The organism is Streptomyces reniochalinae (assembly GCF_003323735.1).
In the GTDB taxonomy this organism is placed as follows: domain Bacteria; phylum Actinomycetota; class Actinomycetes; order Streptomycetales; family Streptomycetaceae; genus Streptomyces; species Streptomyces reniochalinae.
Window position 1 is genome coordinate 49,585 of record NZ_QOIM01000045.1, and the last position, 19,235, is coordinate 68,819.

At 72.5% G+C, this 19,235-nt stretch carries 20 protein-coding genes; 6 read left to right on the top strand and 14 right to left on the bottom strand.

Annotation, left to right across the window (positions count from 1 at the left end):
• Positions 1-46: 46 nt before the first annotated feature.
• Positions 47-685, top strand: a complete 639-nt coding sequence (locus tag DQ392_RS29620; protein WP_114018887.1) for a TetR/AcrR family transcriptional regulator — start codon at positions 47-49, stop codon at positions 683-685.
• Positions 686-689: 4 nt separating this feature from the next.
• Here the strand turns inward: DQ392_RS29620 and DQ392_RS29625 are convergent, their stop codons facing one another.
• From DQ392_RS29625 to DQ392_RS29635, 3 genes are all read right to left on the bottom strand, one after another.
• Entirely contained in the window at positions 690-929 is a 240-nt protein-coding gene (locus DQ392_RS29625; protein ID WP_114018793.1) for a hypothetical protein, read from the bottom strand.
• A 73-nt stretch (positions 930-1,002) separates the two neighbouring features.
• Complete coding sequence (locus DQ392_RS29630; protein ID WP_114018794.1) at positions 1,003-1,980, bottom strand: MaoC/PaaZ C-terminal domain-containing protein; 978 nt, start codon at positions 1,978-1,980, stop codon at positions 1,003-1,005.
• Between the two features lie 26 nt (positions 1,981-2,006).
• Positions 2,007-3,380: a 3-oxoacyl-ACP reductase gene (locus tag DQ392_RS29635; RefSeq protein WP_114018795.1), complete on the bottom strand. Its 1,374-nt coding sequence runs from the start codon at positions 3,378-3,380 to the stop codon at positions 2,007-2,009.
• Between the two features lie 72 nt (positions 3,381-3,452).
• Here DQ392_RS29635 and DQ392_RS29640 point away from each other — a divergent pair, with 72 nt between their 5' ends.
• From DQ392_RS29640 to DQ392_RS29655, 4 genes are all read left to right on the top strand, one after another.
• Complete coding sequence (locus tag DQ392_RS29640; RefSeq protein WP_114018796.1) at positions 3,453-4,772, top strand: acetyl-CoA C-acetyltransferase; 1,320 nt, start codon at positions 3,453-3,455, stop codon at positions 4,770-4,772.
• A 144-nt stretch (positions 4,773-4,916) separates the two neighbouring features.
• On the top strand, positions 4,917-6,803 hold the full coding sequence (locus tag DQ392_RS29645; protein ID WP_114018797.1) for an AMP-dependent synthetase/ligase: 1,887 nt from the start codon (positions 4,917-4,919) through the stop codon (positions 6,801-6,803).
• A gap of 147 nt (positions 6,804-6,950) precedes the next feature.
• Complete coding sequence (locus DQ392_RS29650) at positions 6,951-7,934, top strand: hypothetical protein (protein ID WP_114018798.1); 984 nt, start codon at positions 6,951-6,953, stop codon at positions 7,932-7,934.
• Positions 7,935-8,049: 115 nt separating this feature from the next.
• The gene (locus tag DQ392_RS29655; protein ID WP_114018799.1) at positions 8,050-8,448 is read left to right on the top strand and encodes a zinc-binding dehydrogenase; all 399 of its coding nucleotides are present in this window, start codon (positions 8,050-8,052) and stop codon (positions 8,446-8,448) included.
• Positions 8,449-8,503: 55 nt separating this feature from the next.
• Here the strand turns inward: DQ392_RS29655 and DQ392_RS29660 are convergent, their stop codons facing one another.
• From DQ392_RS29660 to DQ392_RS29700, 9 genes are all read right to left on the bottom strand, one after another.
• Entirely contained in the window at positions 8,504-9,793 is a 1,290-nt protein-coding gene (locus tag DQ392_RS29660) for a lipase family protein (protein ID WP_114018800.1), read from the bottom strand.
• Between the two features lie 159 nt (positions 9,794-9,952).
• Positions 9,953-10,912, bottom strand: a complete 960-nt coding sequence (locus tag DQ392_RS29665) for a TauD/TfdA dioxygenase family protein (protein WP_181856633.1) — start codon at positions 10,910-10,912, stop codon at positions 9,953-9,955.
• A gap of 335 nt (positions 10,913-11,247) precedes the next feature.
• Complete coding sequence (locus DQ392_RS29670) at positions 11,248-11,745, bottom strand: thioesterase family protein (protein WP_114018801.1); 498 nt, start codon at positions 11,743-11,745, stop codon at positions 11,248-11,250.
• Complete coding sequence (locus DQ392_RS29675; RefSeq protein ID WP_114018802.1) at positions 11,742-12,707, bottom strand: 3-hydroxyacyl-CoA dehydrogenase NAD-binding domain-containing protein; 966 nt, start codon at positions 12,705-12,707, stop codon at positions 11,742-11,744. Before DQ392_RS29675 ends, DQ392_RS29670 begins: the two co-directional genes overlap by 4 nt.
• A gap of 48 nt (positions 12,708-12,755) precedes the next feature.
• Positions 12,756-13,649: a beta-keto acid cleavage family enzyme gene (locus DQ392_RS29680; protein WP_114018803.1), complete on the bottom strand. Its 894-nt coding sequence runs from the start codon at positions 13,647-13,649 to the stop codon at positions 12,756-12,758.
• Between the two features lie 91 nt (positions 13,650-13,740).
• On the bottom strand, positions 13,741-14,769 hold the full coding sequence (locus tag DQ392_RS29685; RefSeq protein ID WP_114018804.1) for a TetR/AcrR family transcriptional regulator: 1,029 nt from the start codon (positions 14,767-14,769) through the stop codon (positions 13,741-13,743).
• 251 nt (positions 14,770-15,020) lie between these two features.
• Entirely contained in the window at positions 15,021-15,230 is a 210-nt protein-coding gene (locus DQ392_RS29690) for a DUF397 domain-containing protein (RefSeq protein ID WP_114018805.1), read from the bottom strand.
• The gene (locus tag DQ392_RS29695; RefSeq protein ID WP_114018806.1) at positions 15,221-16,054 is read right to left on the bottom strand and encodes a helix-turn-helix domain-containing protein; all 834 of its coding nucleotides are present in this window, start codon (positions 16,052-16,054) and stop codon (positions 15,221-15,223) included. The genes DQ392_RS29690 and DQ392_RS29695 overlap by 10 nt, the downstream gene beginning before the upstream one ends.
• Before the next feature lie 159 nt (positions 16,055-16,213).
• Complete coding sequence (locus DQ392_RS29700; RefSeq protein ID WP_114018807.1) at positions 16,214-16,780, bottom strand: HTH domain-containing protein; 567 nt, start codon at positions 16,778-16,780, stop codon at positions 16,214-16,216.
• On the opposite strand from DQ392_RS29700, the gene DQ392_RS29705 reads away from it, so the two are divergent.
• Positions 16,779-16,910: a DUF3224 domain-containing protein gene (locus DQ392_RS29705; protein WP_245982138.1), complete on the top strand. Its 132-nt coding sequence runs from the start codon at positions 16,779-16,781 to the stop codon at positions 16,908-16,910. The genes DQ392_RS29700 and DQ392_RS29705 overlap by 2 nt on opposite strands.
• Before the next feature lie 106 nt (positions 16,911-17,016).
• Here DQ392_RS29705 and DQ392_RS29710 read toward each other — a convergent pair whose 3' ends face one another.
• Positions 17,017-18,330, bottom strand: a complete 1,314-nt coding sequence (locus DQ392_RS29710; protein WP_114018808.1) for an MFS transporter — start codon at positions 18,328-18,330, stop codon at positions 17,017-17,019.
• A gap of 100 nt (positions 18,331-18,430) precedes the next feature.
• Entirely contained in the window at positions 18,431-19,216 is a 786-nt protein-coding gene (locus DQ392_RS29715) for a DeoR/GlpR family DNA-binding transcription regulator (protein WP_114018809.1), read from the bottom strand.
• Between the last annotated feature and the right edge of the window lie 19 nt (positions 19,217-19,235).

A 19,235-nucleotide genomic window follows, 5' to 3' on the forward strand; every position in this document is an offset into this window, starting at 1 on the left:
ACGGGGCGACGGGGAAGAGGGGTTGGAGAGCGTGGGGCAGAAGCGGATGCCGCGCGAGGTGCGGGAGCGGCAGATGCTGGACGCCGCTGTGGCCGCCTTCGCGCGCCACGGCTACCAGGCCGCCTCCATGGACGACATCGCGGAGGCCGCCGGGGTCTCCAAGCCGCTGGTGTACCTCTACCTCAAGTCCAAGGAGGACCTGTTCACCGCCTGCGTGCGGCGGGAGATCGGCGCGCTGGTGGCGGCGGTGCGTCAGGGCACGAGGGAGCGTGGCGTCTCGGCCGACCAGCAGCTGTGGAACGGGCTGACGGCCTTCTTCGCGCACACCGCGGCACGCCCCGACGGGGTCGCCGTGCTGCACCGTGCCCGCACCCAGGGCGAGCCGATCGCGCGGGAGGTCGCCGCGATGCGCGTCGAGGTGCTCACGCTGGTGACGGAGCTGCTGGCGCAGGCGGCGCAGGACGCCGGGTGCGACGGGGCACTGGCCGAGCGGGAGGTCTCAGGGCTGGCGCACGCGCTGGTCGGCGCGGCCGAGTCGCTGGCCGAGTGGGCCAACACGCAAAAGGCGCAGCGTGCCGACGCCGCCCCCTCCGCGAAGGAGACGGCGGCGACGCTGATGAACTTCTGCTGGGCCGGTCTGGAGAACCTCACCAAGGGCGCCCGGTGGGTGCCCGCGCCGAGGTGAGCGGCTACTTCTTCCAGCCGGAGAGCTTCCCGTTCTCGTACTGGGAGAGGGCCAGGCCCAGGCCGAAGAACGTGGGCGCCCACTCGCCGATGAAGATGCCCCACCGGTCGGCCCTGTCCGTGCCGGCCTTCTCCGCCTTGACGGATGCGGCCCAGCTCAGGAAGGAGATGCCGACCGAGGCCATGGCCGCGCAGTAGGCGTGTTCACTCCGCAGTCCGGCTTCGTGCAGTTTCGCGACGACCATTACCCAGTCTCCCGTCATAGAGGATCGCTACTCCAGCCACGCAACCACCGGGCCTGTGCACCCGCCCCTCTTGTTACGCCGAACGGGTGACCGTCTCGCCGCGGCTTCCGGGTCCGGCGCTGACGCGGCCGGTGAGGTGGAGCCGGGGCCGCTCGCCGGTACCGCGCAGCTCGAACGCGCCGGTGGCCGGGTCGGCGGCGTGCACGACCCGGGCCGGGAGGAGCACGGGCGCCTTGAAGTCCGCCTCCGCGAAGCCGATGCCGTCGGCCCGGCCGCCGCTGCCCGCCTCGTGGGCCGCCAGGCAGCGGGCGAAGGTCCACATCCCGTGGGCGATGGCGCGGGGGAAGCCGAAGGCGCGGGCGGTGAGCGCGTGGAGGTGGATGGGGTTGCGGTCGCCCGAGGCCGCGGCGTAGCGGCGGCCCAGCCCCGCGGGCAGGCTCCACGTCTCCCCGGCGGGCAGGGGCTCGGCGTCCGGCGGCCGCGTGCTCCGGCGCGGGCCGGCGCCCGGGGGCTGTGCGCCCTCGCCGGGCGCGCCCGCTGGTGGCGCGTCTCGTGGACGTGTGTCCCCGTCGGGCGCGGTGTCCGGGGCGGAGTGCCTGCACAGGTACGTGCTGCGGGAGTGCCACACGGCTTCCCCGTCGCTGACCGCCCGCGTCACCACGTCGAACGTCGTCCCCCTGCGGTGCGCGGCCAGGCCCTCGGTGTGGACGCTCAGCGCGATCCCGTCCGTGCGGGCGAGCGGCCGCTGCCGTGTCAGCTCGATGCGGGTGTGCACCAGCCCCAGGAGGGGGAAGGGGAAGTCCCGGCGTGCCATCAGCCGGGTGGCCAGGGGGAACGCCATCACGTGCGGGTACGCGGGCGGGAGCGTGTCCGCGCGGGGGTCGTGGCCGCACACCCGCGCGTAGCGGCGCACGTGCTCGGGTTCCGGTGCGGTGGGCGGCAGGGTGAGCGTGTCCTGCGGCAGGCGGGCGCCGGTGTGGGGGCCCCGCTTGGTGGGCGAGGTGAGGGCTCCCTTGAGCAGGTGCAGGGCCAGTGGTGTCGGTGTCGTCATGGGGGCTCCGTTCAGGTCGCGGCGTCTCAGGCACCGAGCAGGGACTGGCCGCAGACGCGGACCGTCTGGCCGTTGACCGCGTGGCTGGCGGGCTCGGCGAGCCAGGCCACGGTCTCGGCCACGTCGAGGGGCTGCCCGCCCTGGGAGAGGGAGTTCATCCGGCGCCCCGCCTCGCGGATGAGGAACGGTACGGCGGCCGTCATCTTCGTCTCGATGAAACCGGGCGCCACGGCGTTGACCGTGGTCCCGTACTCCGCCCTCGCGCGCGGGGCGAGCGCCCGTACGAAGCCGATGACGCCCGCCTTGCTGGCCGCGTAGTTGGTCTGGCCCACGTTGCCGGCGATGCCCGCGATCGAGGCGGTGGCGACGACGCGTGAGCCGCGCAGCGCGCCCGCGGCCAGCAGGTGGTCGGTGGTGCGCAGCACGCCGGCCAGGTTGACGTCGAGTACGGAGGTGAACCGGTCGGCGGCCATGTTGACGAGCCTGCGGTCCCGGGTGATGCCCGCGTTGTGGACCAGGACGTCGAGCCGGCCGTCCGGCAGCGCCTCGACGAGGCGGGCGCCCGCGTCGTCGGCGGTGATGTCCAGGGGCAGCGCCGTGCCGCCGACGCGGTCCGCGACGCGGGCGAGGTCGTCCGCGGCCTGCTCCACGTCCAGGCACAGGACGTGGGCCCCCTCGCGCGCCAGCCGCTGTGCGATCTGTTCGCCGATGCCGCGGGCGGCGCCGGTCACCAGGGCGAGACGCCGCCCCCCGCCGGTTCCGCTTCCGTCGCCGCTTACGGTGGGGCCGCCGCCTCGGGAGTGCGCCACGGTCTCGTCCGCCGCCACCTCGACCACCTGGCCGCTGACGAAGGCGGACCTGGGGGAGAAGAGGAAGCGCAGTGTGGAGGCCGCGGAGTCCGCGCCCGCCGTCGCTGCCAGGCGGACCAGGTTCGCCGTGCGGCCCCGCCCCAGCTCCTTGCCGAGCGAGCGGATGAAGCCGGCCAACGCCTGCTGCGCCGCGGCCTGGTGGTGGTCGTCCGGCGCGGGGCGTGCTCCGAGCAGTACCACGCGCCCGCACGGCGCGAGCCGGCGCAGCAGCGGGTGCAGGCACGCGTGTACGCCCGACAGTTCCGCCACGGTGCCGAGGGCCGTAGCGTCGACGAGTACGGCGGCGACGCGCCCTTCCCCGTCCGCAGGACCGTGTACGACGGGAAGGCCGCAGCCGTCCAGCGCCGTGCGCAGCTCCTTCTCGTCGCAGCCTCCGGTGGCGGTGGCCGTCAGGTGCAGCAGCGGGCCGCCCTCCAGCGTGGGACGCTCCGCGGTCCAGCGGTGCAGTACCTCGGGACGGGGGAGGCCGAGCCGGCGTGTGAGGAAACGGCCCGGTCCTGTGTGCGTCCAACGAAGGTAGCGATCGGCCATTCCCCTACTCCTCCGGCTCGCGTAAATTTACTTCGGAGTAAGGTTACTTTCAGGTCAGGAGTTTGGTCGAGGATGAGTTCCACCGGCCTCATCAGCGCGGACCGTCCGCGCCGCGTCGCCGTCATCGGCGGCAGCCGTATCCCCTTCGCACGCTCGGACGGCCCCTACGCCACCTGTTCGAACCAGGACATGCTCACCGCGGCCCTCGACGGTTTGGTGGAGCGCCACGGGCTGCACGGCGCACACGCGGTCGACGAGTTCGTCGCGGGCGCCGTCCTCAAGCACAGCCGCGACTTCAACCTCGCGCGCGAGACCGTCCTCGGCTCCGCGCTCGACCACCGCACCCCCGCCTACGACATTCAACAGGCCTGCGGCACCGGCCTCCAGGCCGTCATCGCCGTCGCCAACAAGATCGCGCTCGGCCAGACCGAGGCAGGCATCGCCGGCGGCGCCGACACCGCCAGCGACGCCCCGCTCGGCGTGAACGACCAGCTGCGGCGCATCCTGCTCGCCACCCGGCGTGCGAAGACCCTCAAGGAGCGGGCCCGCGAGCTCGCCCGGATCCGGCCCCGCCACCTGATGCCGGACATCCCGCGCAACGCCGAGCCCCGCACAGGGCTGTCCATGGGCGAGCACGCCGCCCGCACCGCGCGCGCGTGGGGCATCGGCCGCCACGAGCAGGACGTCCTCGCCGCCACCAGCCACCAGCGGCTGGCCACCGCCTACGACACCGGTCTGCTCCGCGACCTCGTCGTGCCCTTCAACGGGCTCGCCCGGGACCAGAACCTGCGCCCCGGCACGACGCCGGAGAAACTCGCGGCGCTGGCACCCGTGTTCGGAGCGGCCGCCGGCGGGGACGCGGCGAGCGGCGCGGCCGAGGCGACCATGACCGCGGGGAACTCCACGCCGCTGACCGACGGCGCCGCCACCGTGCTCCTGGCGAGCGAGGACTGGGCGGCCGAACGCGGACTGCGGCCGCTCGCCTACCTGTCCGCCTACCAGACGGCCGCCGTCGACTTCGTCGACGGCGAAGACGCCTGCGACGGGCTGCTGATGGCGCCCGCCGTCGCCGTGCCCCGCATGCTGGAGCGGCTCGGCCTCGGCATCGAGGACTTCGAACTGGTCGAGATGCACGAGGCGTTCGCCTCCCAGGTGCTGGCCACGCTCGCCGCGTGGGAGAAGGCGGGGCTGGCCCCCGTCGACCGGGAACGGCTCAACGTCGCCGGCTCTTCGCTGGCCACCGGGCACCCGTTCGCGGCGACCGGGGCGCGGCTCGTGGCGACCGGCGCCGCGCTGCTCGCCCAGCGGGACGCCCCCGCCGGGGCCAAAGCGCTCATCTCCGTGTGTGCGGCCGGAGGGATGGGGGTGACCGCCGTCCTGGAGCGCGCCTAGGCACTGCCCCCAGCCCGCCCCGGAGAGGCCGGGAACCCGGGATCCGCAAGGCCGAGTCCCCGGGAACGGTGACAGCGGGGCCCCGGACGGAGTCCGGGGGAGGGGCCGGGGGATCCCACCCACCGACCACCAAGGAGCCGCACCATGCCGCAGCCGCCCACCCTCACGCCGCCGCGCACCACCGTGGAGGCCGACCGTGTCCGCGAGGTCTCGGTGCCGCCGCTGGCACCGCGGGTGACCACCGGCTCCCTCGCCGACATCCCGTTCACCAACGCCGCCGAGGCACCCCAGCAGCCGGCGTTCAGCCGCAAGAGCCCCGACGGATCCTGGTACGCCACGTCGGCCGGCGACTTCGCCGCGGAGGTCCTGGCGATGGCCAAGGGCCTGATCGCGCTGGGCCTCCAGCCGGGCGAGCGGGTCGCCATCATGGCCCGTACGACCTACGAGTGGACGCTGACGGACTTCGCCGCGTGGGCGGCGGGCCTGATCACGGTGCCCGTGTACCCGACGTCGTCGGCCTCGCAGGCCCGCCACATCCTCCAGGACGCGCGGGTCCGCGCCTGCTTCGTGGAGGACGTGGAGCAGACGCGTCTGCTGAGCGCCGAGCGCGGCAACCTGCCCGCGCTGGAGCACCTGTGGCAGTTCAGCTCGGGCGCGGTCTCCCACGTGGTGGACGCGGGGCGGCAGGTGCCCGACGCGCTGGTGGCCGAGCGCCGCGCCGACCTGTCACCGCAGTCGGTGGCGACGCTGATCTACACCTCGGGCACCACGGGAGCCCCGAAGGGCTGTGTGCTCACGCACGGGAACTTCTTCGCCGAGGTGGACAACGCGATCGAGCTGCTGCATCCGGTCTTCAAGTCGGTCACGTCGCAGGAGCCCTCGACGCTGCTGTTCCTGCCGCTGTCGCACGTGTTCGGCAGGATGGTGGCGATCGGCTGCCTGCGGGCGCGGGTGCGGCTCGGGCACGCGCCGAGTATCAAGACGGACGACCTGCTGGCCGACCTGGCCGGATTCCGCCCGACGTTCCTGCTGGGCATCCCGTACGTGCTGGAGAAGGTCTACAACACCGGGCGGGCGACGGCGGAGAAGATGGGCCGGGCCTCCTCCTTCGACCGGGGGGCGCGGATCGCGCAGCGGTACGGGGAGGCGGTCGAGGCACAGGAGCACGGGTTCGGCGGCGGCCCCGGGGTCGGGCTGCGGGCGGCGCGCGGGCTGTACGACGCGTTGATCTACCGGCGGATCCGGGCCGCGCTGGGCGGGCGCTGCCGCTACGTCATCTGCGGCGGCTCCCCGCTGGGCCACCGGCTGGCCGCGTTCTTCGAGGGCGCGGGCGTGACGATCTACGAGGGGTACGGGCTGACCGAGACGACGGCGGCGACCACGGCCACCCCGCCGCTCAAACCACGGCTGGGCACGGTCGGCTGGCCCGTTCCCGGCACGTCGCTGCGGATAGCGGACGACGGTGAGGTGCTCATCAAGGGGGAGCACGTCTTCCGCGGCTACTGGGACGCGGAGTCCGAGAGCGCCGTCCCGCACGCGGACACCGACGGCTGGATGCCCACCGGCGACCTGGGGGCGCTGGACTCGGAGGGGTACCTGAGCATCACGGGGCGGAAGAAGGACCTCATCATCACCTCGGGCGGCAAGAACGTGGCGCCCGCGCCGCTGGAGGACTGGCTGCGGGCCCATCCGCTGGTCAGCCAGTGCCTGGTGGTGGGTGACAACCGCCCGTACGTGGCGGCGCTGGTGACGCTGGAGCCCGACGGGCTCGCGCACTGGCAGCGGATGCACAAGAAGGAACACCTGTCCGTGGCCGACCTGGTGGCCGACGAGGACCTGCTGCGCAACCTCCAGCAGGCGGTCGACGAGGCCAACTCGCAGGTCTCGCGCGCCGAGTCGATCCGCAGGTTCGTCGTGCTGCCGCGCGACTTCACGGAGGAGGGCGGGCACCTGACACCGTCGATGAAGCTGCGCCGTGCGGCCATCGTGCGGGACTACGCGGACCAGATCGACCAGTTGTACGGCGGCTGAGGGGGCGCGCCCGGTGCCGGAAGGCCGTATGACGGGCCACCCGTCGGTCACGTGTCGGCGGGACGGCGGTACCGTGAAAGGAGTACCAGGGAGAACGAGTCGGGGGATCGGCTTGGTACGCGCCTCCCTCGTGTCGGGAGGAACGGGATGACGACCCCTCCGCAGCCGCCGAGCCAGCCCCCCGGCCAGCAGCCGCAGCAGCCGCAGCAGCCCTCGCCCCAAGGGGGCTTCGGCCCGCCGCAGGGTGAGGGCTTCGGAGCGCCGCAAGGCGGCTTCGGGCAGTCCGGTGGCGGCTTCGGCCAGCCCGCCGGCGGCGGCTTCGGGCAGCCCGCCGGTGGTTTCGGGCAGCCCGGATATCCGGGCCCCGGGGGTCCGGCGGGCCCCGCGGGTCCGGGCGGCCCGTACGGCGGTCCGCCGCCCGGGCCGCCGCCGAACCGGAGCAACAAGGTGGTCGCCCTCGTGGTGGGGGCTGTGCTCGTCGTGGCGCTCGCGGTCGCCGGGACGCTGCTGGCCGTCTCCGGTGACGACGACGACAAGGGGGACAAGGCGAAGTCGGAGCACTCCGAGGCGCCCGCCGACGACACCGGGCCGTCCGAGGACGCCGAGGAACCGACGCCGAGCCCGACCGCCTCGAAGACCCAGTACGAACTGGCGTTCCCCAAGACGCTGGACGGCGGTTCGTACAAGCTCAAGGACGACCTGAGCGACTCGGTCGACACCGGAAACCCGGGCGAGGAGGCCCACCTGGGCTCCTACGCCGACGCCGCCGGCACCTCGCGTCTGCTCTACGGCGCCGCCAGCGGCGAGGACTACGGCAACCCGGAGGTGTCGAAGAACCAGATGATGGACGGCATGGAGTCCGGCTCGGCCATGGACGTGGCCGTCAAGCGCCGCGACTACACCCCCACGGGCTCCGACGAGCCGCTGACCTGCGAGGTGCTGGTCAAGACGCAGCAGGGGCGGAAGCTGACGATACCCGTGTGCGCCTGGAGCGATCCGGGAACCGCCGCCTACGTCGCCAAGGACAGCCTGGACACCTACTCGGTCGACCCCGAGGACGTGGACCTGCAGAAGTGGGCCGACCGCGTCGACGGCATCCGCGACGAGGTGCGGACGCCGGCCGCCGATTGACTTGAACTTCGGTTGAAGTTGAAGACTTCTTCCCGTTCGGCCCCTCGCGGGGGACCCGCGAGGGGCGCGGCCGAGACGCGCGGAGCGCGAGAAGCGGGGAAGTGGTCTGGTCACGATGCGCGCTGTCCAACTGGAGCGGTTCGGCGGACCCGACGTCCTGCGAGCAGTCGACTTGCCCGGCCCGGTGGCAGGACCCGGGCAGGTCGTCATCGACGTGGCCTACGCCGACGTGCTCTTCCTGGAGACCCAGGTGCGGCGCGACGAGGCGTTCTTCACCCCGCCGCTGCCCCACGTGCCGGGCGGCGCGGTCGGCGGGCGGATCACCGGTATCGAGCAGGTCCGGTTTCCCCCCGAGCAGGCGGAACCGCTGCTGGACCGGGCGCTGTTCGAGGCCGCGGGGGGACGCCTCTCGCCCGTCGTCGGCCAGACGTTACCGCTGGCGGACGCGGCCAGGGCGCACGCCACGATCGAGGCCCGCGAGGCATGGGGCAAGACGCTGCTGACGGTGGAGTGAGCGCGGCGGTGTCCGCCGGGGCGGGGCGGACGAACCCGTGCGCCCGCCCGGCGGCCTACGCGGGGCAGTCGTCCGGCGCGGGCTCGCCCGCGAAGCGGTCACCGAGCCAGGCGAGCGCGGGGGCGTTGCCCGCGACGGCCGTGCCCACGTGGTCGGAGCCGGGGAACGACCGGAAGCTGACGGCGCTGCCCCTGGCGCACCAGCGGGCGCGCAGCCCCTGGCCCTGGGCGTACGGCACGACCTCGTCGGCCTCTCCGTGATAGACGAAGGTGGGCGCGGCCGGGGCACGCCCACCGAGCGTGTCGGCGGCGATCCTGGCGTGCCAGTCCGGGCGCCGGAGCGGGTTCGTCACGGTCAGGTCGTCGAGGCGGGTGCCCGCGGCCGCCTTGAGGATCTCGCTCGCGCAGGCGTCGCGGGCCGTCCCGGTCAGCCGCCGGCCCTTCGCGTTGAGGTACTTCTCCAGATGCAGACGGGGGAAGGCCGCGTCGTGGCCGATCGCCGACATCAGGACGAACCCGGCGTTGTCCCCGCCGTCACTGGCCTCGGCCACCTGGCTCAGATCGGCGGGGACACCACCGCTGGCCGTGCCCCTGACGTCCAGTCGCGGCGCGTACCAGGCGGCGATCTCGGCCGCCTTCGCGCTGGCCTGCCCGCCCTGGGAGTAGCCCATGATGCCGACCGGTGAGCGGGGGCCGACGCCGAGCTTCCGCGCTCCGGGCAGCCGCTGGGCGGCCCGCGCGGCGTCCAGTACGGCGGTGGCCTCGGCGCGGGCCACCGTGTAGGTGTGGTCCCCGGGGGTGCCGAGCCCCTCGTAGTCGGTGACGGCCACCGCGTAACCGCGCACGAGCGCCGCGTTGACGAGCGGCGCCTCGGTGGTCGTCCCGTCGGGGAAGCCGGACGAGGGCGCGCACTGGTCGCCCATGCCGACGGTGCCCACGGCGTACGTGACGAGGGGGCGCGGGCCGCCCCTGCCGTCGTGCGGTACCAGGACCGTGCCGGAGACCGCGTTGGGCCGGCCGTCCGCGCCGGTGGAGCGGTAGGTGATCTTCCAGGCGGAGGCGGCGGTGGGGACGCCGGGCCAGGACTGGAAGCTGGTCGGCTCCGCGCTCAGCACGGCGCCGGGGCCGCCACCGCGCCCGGGCGGCTCCGGCGTCCCGACCGCGGTCGCGGCACCGTTGCCGGCCGTCCATCCCGCCGTCCGTCCGGTTCCCGTCGCCGGTGCCGCGCCCGTCAGCGCCACCGCGGCCAGCGCGGAGACCACCGCGCCCGCCGCGGTGCGGCCGCGAAGCCGTCTCCCGCGCCTCGCGCCCCGCCCGCCGGCCGACGCCGTACGGATCGACTCCATGGCCCACTCCCAACTCCGCGGTGCGCCGGAGCGTGAGGCCGGCTGACTCGACGGTACTGACGCGTCAGGAGTCCGCGCCACGGGGCGAAGGGGGAATCGTCCGGAAATCGGCGGCGGGCGGGTGCGCCTACAGGAGGCTGTCTCGCACGTGCGGTCCGGTCAGAAGGGGCGGTCGCCGACGACGGCGACGCGCTCGGCGACGCGGCGGTGCCCCATGTAGTCGAACAGCGCGTAGTGCTGGGTGGCGCGGTTGTCCCAGAAGGCGATGTCGCCGGGCTGCCAGGCGAACCGCACCTGGTACTCGGGCACGTGCGCCTGGCGCACCAGCTCGGCCAGCAGGCGGTCGCTCTCCGCACGGTCCATGCCCACGATGTGCGTGGTGAACGAGGTGTTCACGAACAGCATCTTCCGCCCGGTCTCGGGGTGTGTGCGCACCACCGGGTGCTCGACCGGCGGGAACTCGTCCTGGAGCTCGGCCAGCCGCTCGGCGGAGGTGAAGCGCGCGAAACCGGGGATGAAGTCGTGCATCGCCGTCGCGCCGTCGATCCGCTCCTTCACCCGCGGCGACAGGTTGTCGTACGCGGCGGCCATGTCCGCCCACATCGTGTGGCCACCGATCGGCGGCACCTCCCGCAGCTGGAGCACCGCGCCCATGGCGGGGCGCTCGCGGAAGGTGACGTCCGTGTGCCAGACGTTCTCGTACGTCGGACGCGTCCCCGCGCTGTCCGCGGCCTTCTCGAAGCGGACGATCTCGTCGCTGGAGCCGCGCGCCAGCAGCGGGTTGGTCTCCAGCTCGCCCCAGTGGCGGGCGAACGCGGCCTGCTGCTCGGGCGCCAGGTCCGCGCCGCGGAAGAAGATGACCTTCCACTCCAGCAGCGCCCGGTTCAGCTCCTCGCGCAGCGCCGGGCTCAGCGGCCGCGTCAGGTCGGCGCCGCGGATCTCCGCGCCGATGACCCGCGTCTGCGGAACGACCTCGATCAGCTCGTACGGGCGCTCCTGCCAGCCCTCGGGGTAGGGCCGCAGGGTGCGCACGCCCTCGTAGAGGCCGCCCTCGGGAACGCGGGCGTCACGCAGAGTAGTGGGAGTGGACGTGGCAGTACCAGGGGTGGTGATGCTCATGGGAAGGGTCCTCCAGAGGGATCCGGTCGGGGTGAAAGCGCCGCGTGGGCGGACTGGTTCCGTGGCTCCGCGACGCACCTGCGAAGCCGGGCCCCAGCTAGAGACCGGATCGCTCGCACCCACGCCGCCACGGGACGCCGAGGCGTCCGAGCGGGAAAGAGGAGTGCGCGACCATGGAGGTCATTGTGGGAGCGGCGCCCCGGGAACGTCAACACGGCCTCTCACCCGTCACCCTCCACAGGCCGCTGGTCGGAAGGGGGTCGGAGAGGGTCGGAGAGGCATGAGGGGGCCGGCGGGGAGCTGTCCTCGCGTCCCTGCCGGCCCCCTTGGGCGCGTCAGACGGCGCGCGGTACCGGGCCGATGGCGCGCCCCGCCCAGGCGGGGGGCTCCTCCAGCAGAGCGGTGAGCCGCTCGCGCACCGGCTCGGGGAACGGCGCGCTGCCCTGAGCGCCGACGTGCAGCGCGAACAGCTCGATGCTGGCGACCGCTTCCGCGTCTCCGTCCTGCCCGGCCTCCTGGCCGCCGGCCGCGTCACCGGCGTACATCTCGTGGGCGAAGCGCAGCTTCTTGCCGTCCACGCCGAGGATCCGCGTCCGCACGGCGAGCGGGGTGCCCTCCGGCACCTCCTTCAGGTACCGCACATGCGCCTCGACCGTGTAGAGCGAACAACCGGAACTCTCCCGGTACGCCGGATCCAGACCGACGGCGTCCATCATCGTGTCCGTCGCGTGGCCGAACACCAGGACGTAGAAGGCCTCGCTCATGTGGCCGTTGTAGTCGATCCACTCCGCGCGGACCGTCTGGTGGAACAGCGGCAGCGGCCGACCCGTCATTCCGCTCCGCCCTTCGGCAGCCGGCCGGTCGCGCGCAGCACGTCGATGACGCCCTGGTCCCGCTCGGCGACCAGATCCGCGATCGTGCGGCCCTCCGCCGCCTCGTCGCAGCCGTCCACCATCGCGTCCCGCAGCGCCGCATCCAGCTCCGGCGCCTCCAGGCGGGTCCACGGCGACTTCAGGGAAGGACCGAAGTGGTCGAGCATGTGGCCCATTCCGCCCTCGCCGCCCGCGAGCGCGAAGGTCAGACACGGCCCCATGAACGCCCAGCGCAGTCCGGGCCCCTCGGTGATCGAGTCGTCGATCTCCTTCACCGTGGCCTCGCCGTTGGCCACCATGTGCAGCGCCTCCCGCCACAGCGCCTCCTGGAGGCGGTTGGCGATGAAGCCGGGGACCTCGCGGTCCATGGTGATCACCGACTTGCCCGCCACCTCGTAGAACCGCGAGGCCCACTCGACGGCCTCGCCGGCGGTGCGCTCGCCGCCCACCACCTCCACCAGCGGGATCAGGTACGGCGGGTTGAACGGGTGGCCGACCAGCAGCCGGCTCGGGTCGGCCGCCTCGGTCTGCATGTCCGTCATGGGGTAGCCCGACGTCGAGGAGGCGATGACGACCCCCGGGGGTGTCGCCGCGTCGAGCCGGGCGAGCAGGTCGCGCTTGAGGTCCAGCTTCTCCGGTGCGCTCTCCTGCACGAACTGCGCCTCGGCGCACGCCTCTTCGAGCGTGCCGGCGATCGTCAGCCGGTCGCGGGACGCGCCCTCGGCCAGGCCGAGCTGGATCAGCGCGGGCCAGGCGGCGTCCACCAGGCGGCGCAGCTTCTCCCGCGCGTCGGGTGCCGGGTCCCAGGCGGTCACGTCGTAGCCGCGCGCCAGGAAGTGGGCGACCCAGCCGCCGCCGATGACACCCGCGCCGACGCAGGTGACCTTGGTGACGCCGGTGGGCTCTGTGGGAGGGGTGGTCATGTGGTGGTGCTCCTGAGGTGGAAGGGGTGGGGGAGGGGGCCGAGAGCGTCAGGCGCGGGGCTTCAGCCTGAGCTGCTCGCGCGCCTCGTCGGGCGAGGCCACCCGCGCGCCGAGGGACTCGGTGATCTGCACGGCACGCTCGACGAGCTGCGCGTTCGTCGCCTTCACACCCCGCGACAGGTACAGGTTGTCCTCCAGACCGACCCGCACGTTGCCGCCGAGCAGGATCGACTGCGCCACCCACGGCATCTGCATGCGGCCCAGCGCGAAGGACGCCCACTGCGCGCCGGACGGAAGGAAGTTGACCATCGACTGGAGCACGCCCGGGTCCGCGGGCGCGCCCCACGGGATGCCCATGCACAGCTGGAAGAGGGTCGGCTCGTCCAGCAGCCCCTCGTCGAGCAGCTGCTTGGCGAACCACAGCTGCCCGGTGTCGAAGATCTCCAACTCGGGCCGCACACCCAGCTCCTGGATGCGGCGCGCGCCCTTGCGCAGCATCTCCGTGGTCGAGATGTAGAGCTGGTCGCCGAAGTTGAGGGAGCCGCAGTCCAGGGTGCAGATGTCGGGGAGCAGGTCCTCGACGTGGGGGAGCCGGTCGAGCCCGCCCACCAGGTCGGTGCCGTCCAGCGCGCCCTTCTCCAGCGGCTGGTCCGCGTCGAGCACGAGGTCGCCGCCCATGCCGGCCGTCAGGTTGATGACGACGTCGGTGCCCGTCTCCTTGATCCGCTCCAGCACCTCGCGGTAGAGGTGCCGCTCCCGGGAGGGCTTGCCCGTCTCGGGGTCGCGGACGTGGATGTGCACGACGGCGGCACCGGCCTCGGCCGCCTCCACGGCCGAGGTGGCTATCTGCTCCGGAGTGACCGGCACGTGCGGGCTGCGCCCGACGGTGTCACCGGCGCCGGTGAGCGCCGCGGTGATGATGACGTTCTCGGTGATGGGCATGGCGATACCTCCGTATGGACGGTCGGGGGTGTGGGACGGCGCTCGGACAAGGCGCCGAAGGGGGTGCCGGGGAGACGGCGAAGGGGACGTCTCAGAGCGTGAGGAGGCTCTCGTCGGTCTCGGAAAGCAGCTCGGTGCGGACGTGGGCGAGCAGCGCGGCGTACATGTCGTCGGGGCCGGTGTCGGGGCGGGCGCCCGCGCCTGCGGCGTCCTCCGCGCCGGCGGCGCTGGCCAGGACCTGCGAGGCCAGACCGTCGATGAGCGCGGTCAGGCGCAGGGCGCTGAACTCGGGATCCACGTCACAGAAGACGCCTTGGGCGATGCCGCGCCGGATGACGTCGGCGACGGTGGTGCGCCACTGGCGGTAGTAGTCCACGTGCAGCCGGCCGATCGCGGTCGACCGCGCCGCCTCCGCCCACAGGTCCAGCCACACCAGCCACTGCCTGCGCTGCTGAGCGGTGCGCGGCGTCTGCAACGCGAGGAGTTCGCGCAGCTCGACGGCGGCGTTCCCGGCCCCCGCCTCGGCGATGCGGGCCGCACGGCTGGCGGTGTCCTCGTCCATGCACCACCGCACGGCCGCCTCCAGCAGCTCCGCACGGCCGGGGAAGTGGTAGTGGATGGCGGCGGTGCTCGCGTCGCAGGCGGCCGCGATGTCGGCGACGCGCACGGCGTGGAACCCGTGCTCGGCGATCAACCGCACCGTCTCCCGCACGATCTGCAACGGGCGCCCCGCGGAGGGGAGTAGGGGCTCCCTCGACGTGACGGAAGACGGTGCGGCGGCTGGCGGGGCGGTGACCGTCTCCGGGGAGGCGGGCACCGCGCTGCGGGAGGCCGGCGCTGTGCCGGGTGGGGTCGCCTCCGCGTTGGGGGAGGCCGCCTCCGCGTTGGGGGAGCCGAGCAGCCACCCGGCGTCCACCTCACCCGCGTCGGCGATACGGGCGAGCTCCGCGACGGTGAACCGGCGCGTGCCGCTGAGCGCGCGCGACAGCTTGGAGGGGTCCATGACGACCCGCCGGGCGAACTCCCGCTGGGTGCACCCGGCAGCCTCGACGACCTTCCTGACCCGCTCGGCGACCTCGCCCGCGCTGTCCTCGATCCTGTCGCCCGCTGTGTGCCGCATGCCGACCACCGTAGGGACGCATTGAGATAACCGCAATAACGTGCCGAGTGTTACGTGCCCTTTTGTCCGGTTAACTACCGGAAAATCCAGGGCGTTGCACCCCTGACTGATGCGTTAGTCAGGAGCGCAACACGCGGGCGGCGAGGCGATTCAGTGCCGGTATCAGCGCGTACGCGGAGACGGGCACCACGACCGCGGTGAGGGCCAGGGTGCGCAGGGACACCCGTCCCCGGCCCCTCATCGGGCCGTGCTCAACCGCCGAGTCGTTCCTGCCGGAGAGCGCTGACGAACGTGGTCCAGGCGGCTGCCTCAAAGGCGAGGTGGGGCCCGTCCGGTGTTTTGCTGTCGCGGACGGGGACGAGGGTGGGGATGTTGTCGGCCACCTCGACGCAGGCGCCGCCGTCCTGGTTGCTGTGTGAGCTCTTGCGCCACGCTGCGGTGCTCAGGTTCGTTATGCGCACTGCGCTTCCTCCAGCATTCGCTCGATGAACTTCCGGGACTCGGCGGGGGACATGGCGCGATCGCGCACGGCGTCGTAACCGAGCTGTAGGCGCTCCACAGCGGACGTTGCCTCCACGAGGTCACCGGAGTAACCGGTCTCAACCCATGCAACCGTACGGCCGTCCGTGGTGCGGAGGAACATGGTGTCCGTGTTGGTCAGTGCGTGCAGACCGCCGCTGTCCCGTACGACGTGCAGTACGACGTTCTGCCGCTCGCCCATCTCTACCAGGTGCCGGAGCTGCTGGTGCCACGCCTGCGGCTCCTCCAACGGGGTGCGTAGCGCCGCCTCCGAAAGGATCGCGCGAAACCTGGGCGCCCCCTCCCGGTCCAGCAGTGTTTGTCGCCCCATGCGCGCCTCCACTTGCCGGGTCAGCTCGGTGCCCGTCAGGCCGCCTGCGGCCAGCAAGGTCCGTGCGTACGCAGGAGTCTGCAACAGGCCGTGAAAGTTGCTCACCGCGTAGTGCCACAAGCTGATGGCCTCGGCCTCCAAGCTCATGTACCGGCGATAGCGTTCGCGGAACTGTGAAGGGTCTGCGAGGGCGAGTTCCCAGAGGGTGAGGAGGAGGTCGGAGGTTCCGTAGTGCTGGTCGAGGGCCTCGACCACCTCGGGTCCGCCGAGGGTCTCCCCGCTCTCCATCTTGCCGAACAGCGACCAGTCCCAGCCGAGGACCTCACCGAGCCGGCGCAGGCTCTCACCGCTGCCGGCCCGCAGTAGCCGCAGCTCCTCCGCGAACCGTTTCCTGGGCTCCTGGCTCCTGCCTGTGACCACTCTTCTCTGCGGCATGCCGCGCTCCTTCGTGGAAGGTGTGGAACTACCGACCCGCGGGCGGGAAAGACAGCGCGGCGGCGGCTTACGTCCTCTCTCCCCGGTCCATGCTCAGCCCGGCGGAAGTATCGACGGTAGTACAATTCCGCTCAAGAGGGGCGAAGTTGGGGAAAGCGCTCATATCGCATAGCGCGCGGACAGTGCCGTGACCGCCTCGGTCATGGCGGCCCGCAGGGCGGGTGGGCCCAGGACCTCGGCTTCGGCGCCGAGGCCGAGGAGGTCGCAGACGGCGACGGGCTGGGACTCGACGTCGAGGTCGGTCTCGATCCAGCCGGCCTCCAGGTGCGGCACCGGGTCGGCGTTCCGGAACCATCCTGGTGCGTCGAGGTGGAAGCGGTTCTGGACGCGCCGGGTGTGCTCGGCGAGGGCGGTGGGCAGCGCGGCTTGGACCTTGAGCTGGGCGGTGGTCAAAACGGCGCCGAGGCCCAGTTCCTCGGCGGCGCCTGGGAGTCCGGACAGGAACAGCGAGCCCGCCTCGGAGTCGGTCAGTCCGGTCGGCCGGGTGCGGTAGCCGTCCATGAGGCGGTAGCCGCCGGCCGGGCCGCGGTCGGCGTAGACGGGGACACCGGAGGCGCTGAGCGCGTCGATGTCCCGGTAGACGGTCCGCACGGAGACGTCGAGTTCTCCGGCGAGTTCGGGTGCCGTCATCCGGCAGTCCGGCACCTTCGACGAGGACGGCACCATCCGCTGCACCTTCGACGTCGCCCCCGGCTCAGCCACCGCAGCGCTCACCGGTTTGACCGGTGACGGTTCCTACGAGGTCCGCCACGGCCAGGAGAAGGTCGCGGTGACCTTCTCCTACACCCTGGGCTGACCCCCACAGGGAAGCCCGGACCTTCGCGGAAGCCCGGAAGCCCGGAAGCCCGGAAGCCCGGAAGCCCGGAAGCCCGGCCCCGCGTGGTCGCGGGGCCGGGCCCGCGTCACACCGCCGTGGTCGCCTGCGGTCGCGGCGCGGCCGGCTCGTCCTTCGCGGCACCCTGTTCCTCCGGCATCTTGAGGAACAGGGTCAGCACGAGGGCGACCAGGTAGAGGGCGAGGAAGACGATGGTCACGCCGCCGGCGCCGACGAGGGGGAGGAAGAGGGAGGCGATGGCGGGTCCGACGAAGGTGGCGCCGCCCGCACCCAGGTTGAGGAGGGCCATGGCGCCGCCCTTGTTCTCGGGCGCCATGTTGGGGATGAGCGCGGAGATGGGCACGAAGCCCGCCAGCGTGGCGCCGTAGAGCATGCCGGCCAGGACGGCGACCCAGTAGTAGTCGGGGCCGAGCCAGGTGGGCACGAAGTAGAGGACGGTGACGCTGATGGCGCAGCCGAGGGCGCCGAATCCGGCGATGGTGGTCCGCCAGCCGATCTTGTCGGAGAGGGCGCCGAAGATGAGGTTGAAGAAGATGTTGGTGCCGTAGATGATCGCCAGCAGCTGGAGCCACTTGTCGGTGCCGAAGCCGACGTCGTCGGAGAAGATGCGCGGCAGGTAGACGAGCATGCCGAACTCGGGCGCGGTGTTGATGACCCGCACCAGGCAGCCGACCAGGACGCGCGGGTGGGTCCACACGATCGAGACGCTGTTGTAGAGGGACTGGCCCGTGGTGATGCCGGGCTCGGCCAGCCGCTCGCCGCCGCCCCGCTTCTTGGCGCCGACCAGCGCGATGGCGCCGCCGATCAGGATGAGGCCGAGCGCGGTCCACAGGGTCCCCATCTCGCCGATCTGCGGGATGGTGAAGCTGGACCACAGGGAGCCGAGGGTGGGCAGGCCGCCGGTGAAGGCGAAGTAGAACCAGCCGACGGCGGTGCCCAGCCGGGCCTTGGGCGCGCTGCCGGTGATCCACACCAGGAAGCCGAAGGCGAACAGCGGGTAGCCGAAGCCGCGGATGCCGTAGAAGAGCAGCATCAGCGGGAAGTTCTCGGTGCCGAGCGCGAAGACCAGGTAGAGCGCGTCGAAGACCGCCCAGATGCCCAGCCCTACCCACATGACCTTGCGCGGGCCCCACACCTGGGAGAGCGCTCCGGAGAACCAGGACGCCAGCATCACGGCGATGCCGTAGACGGTGATGACGTAGCCGGCCTTCACGTCGGTGCCCGCGCCGTGGTCGGCCATGTACGGGGCGATGAAGCCGCTCTCGACCCCGTCGCCGATCATGAACAGCAGGACGCCGACGTACCCGAGGACCAGGGGTTTGGGCAGCCCTATGCGATCGAGCAGCCCTCTGTCGGGCACACGCGTCGCTGCATCCGTCATCGGGGGCCTCCGCTCTGAGGTAACCAGTTGGTGCACCGCAGATCCTCAGCCCGGCCGCGAGAAATATCAAGAGGAGTGTTAAAGGTAACGGAATCTTTTGTTACGTCGTTACCACGCGTACGTCGGTCAGCTTGCGCATCTCGGCCACGGGCTCGTCGTCGACGGGTCCTGTCAGCACCACGTGGTCGAAGGCGTCCACCGGGTCGAGCCGGTGCAGCGCGCTCCGGCCCACCTTGCTGTGGTCCATCAGCAGCACGCTCACCGAGCCCGCGAGGCGCATCGCCCGCTTGAGCGCGACGATCTCCTGCTCCTGGTGGTAGGTCATCGTGCCGGTCATGGCGGAGGTGGAGACCAGGGTCAGATCCACCGAGAAGCTCTTGATCATCTCCAGTGCGGAGAGCCCGATCCAGGAGTCGTGGGTGCGCGAGTACTCGCCGCCGATGCCGATCAGTCGGATGTCGTCCGCGGCCCGCAGCTCCTCGGTGATCAGCCGGTAGTTGGTGACCACCGTCAGCGGCCCGACCTGCGGCAGCAGCTTGGCCAGCGCCAGCGCGGTGGTCGAGTCGTCCAGCATCAGCGACATGCCGGGGGCCACGAGGTCGAGCGCGGCCCGGGCCAGCGCGTCCTTCTCGCCCGTGTGCGCGTGCAGCCGGAAGTCGGAGCTGGACTCGAAGACGGTGGAGGGCTGGGCCGAGACGCCGCCGTGGTACTTGCGCAGGATGCCGCGGTCGGCCAGCTCGGCGATGTCGCGGTGCACGGTCATCACGCTGACGCCGGTCAGCTCGGTCAGTTCCGCCACCGAGGCGTCGCCCTTGGCCAGCACGTGGTCGACGATCTGCTGCTGACGCTGTTGGCGCGAGGCGCGCGCTGCTCCCTGGGCGGTCATACGGACCATCCTGCACCCG

Coding starts and splice junctions, on each gene's coding strand:
- DQ392_RS29665 (WP_181856633.1), bottom strand. CDS start 10,912: ATGAGCATCACCACCCCTGGTACTGCCACGTCCACTCCCACTACTCTG.
- DQ392_RS29620 (WP_114018887.1), top strand. CDS start 47: ATGCCGCGCGAGGTGCGGGAGCGGCAGATGCTGGACGCCGCTGTGGCC.
- DQ392_RS29635 (WP_114018795.1), bottom strand. CDS start 3,380: ATGGCCGATCGCTACCTTCGTTGGACGCACACAGGACCGGGCCGTTTC.
- DQ392_RS29640 (WP_114018796.1), top strand. CDS start 3,453: ATGAGTTCCACCGGCCTCATCAGCGCGGACCGTCCGCGCCGCGTCGCC.
- DQ392_RS29710 (WP_114018808.1), bottom strand. CDS start 18,330: ATGACGGATGCAGCGACGCGTGTGCCCGACAGAGGGCTGCTCGATCGC.
- DQ392_RS29715 (WP_114018809.1), bottom strand. CDS start 19,216: ATGACCGCCCAGGGAGCAGCGCGCGCCTCGCGCCAACAGCGTCAGCAG.
- DQ392_RS29625 (WP_114018793.1), bottom strand. CDS start 929: ATGGTCGTCGCGAAACTGCACGAAGCCGGACTGCGGAGTGAACACGCC.
- DQ392_RS29695 (WP_114018806.1), bottom strand. CDS start 16,054: ATGCCGCAGAGAAGAGTGGTCACAGGCAGGAGCCAGGAGCCCAGGAAA.
- DQ392_RS29650 (WP_114018798.1), top strand. CDS start 6,951: ATGACGACCCCTCCGCAGCCGCCGAGCCAGCCCCCCGGCCAGCAGCCG.
- DQ392_RS29700 (WP_114018807.1), bottom strand. CDS start 16,780: ATGGTGCCGTCCTCGTCGAAGGTGCCGGACTGCCGGATGACGGCACCC.
- DQ392_RS29630 (WP_114018794.1), bottom strand. CDS start 1,980: ATGACGACACCGACACCACTGGCCCTGCACCTGCTCAAGGGAGCCCTC.
- DQ392_RS29660 (WP_114018800.1), bottom strand. CDS start 9,793: ATGGAGTCGATCCGTACGGCGTCGGCCGGCGGGCGGGGCGCGAGGCGC.
- DQ392_RS29655 (WP_114018799.1), top strand. CDS start 8,050: ATGCGCGCTGTCCAACTGGAGCGGTTCGGCGGACCCGACGTCCTGCGA.
- DQ392_RS29685 (WP_114018804.1), bottom strand. CDS start 14,769: ATGCGGCACACAGCGGGCGACAGGATCGAGGACAGCGCGGGCGAGGTC.
- DQ392_RS29675 (WP_114018802.1), bottom strand. CDS start 12,707: ATGACCACCCCTCCCACAGAGCCCACCGGCGTCACCAAGGTCACCTGC.
- DQ392_RS29645 (WP_114018797.1), top strand. CDS start 4,917: ATGCCGCAGCCGCCCACCCTCACGCCGCCGCGCACCACCGTGGAGGCC.
- DQ392_RS29670 (WP_114018801.1), bottom strand. CDS start 11,745: ATGACGGGTCGGCCGCTGCCGCTGTTCCACCAGACGGTCCGCGCGGAG.
- DQ392_RS29680 (WP_114018803.1), bottom strand. CDS start 13,649: ATGCCCATCACCGAGAACGTCATCATCACCGCGGCGCTCACCGGCGCC.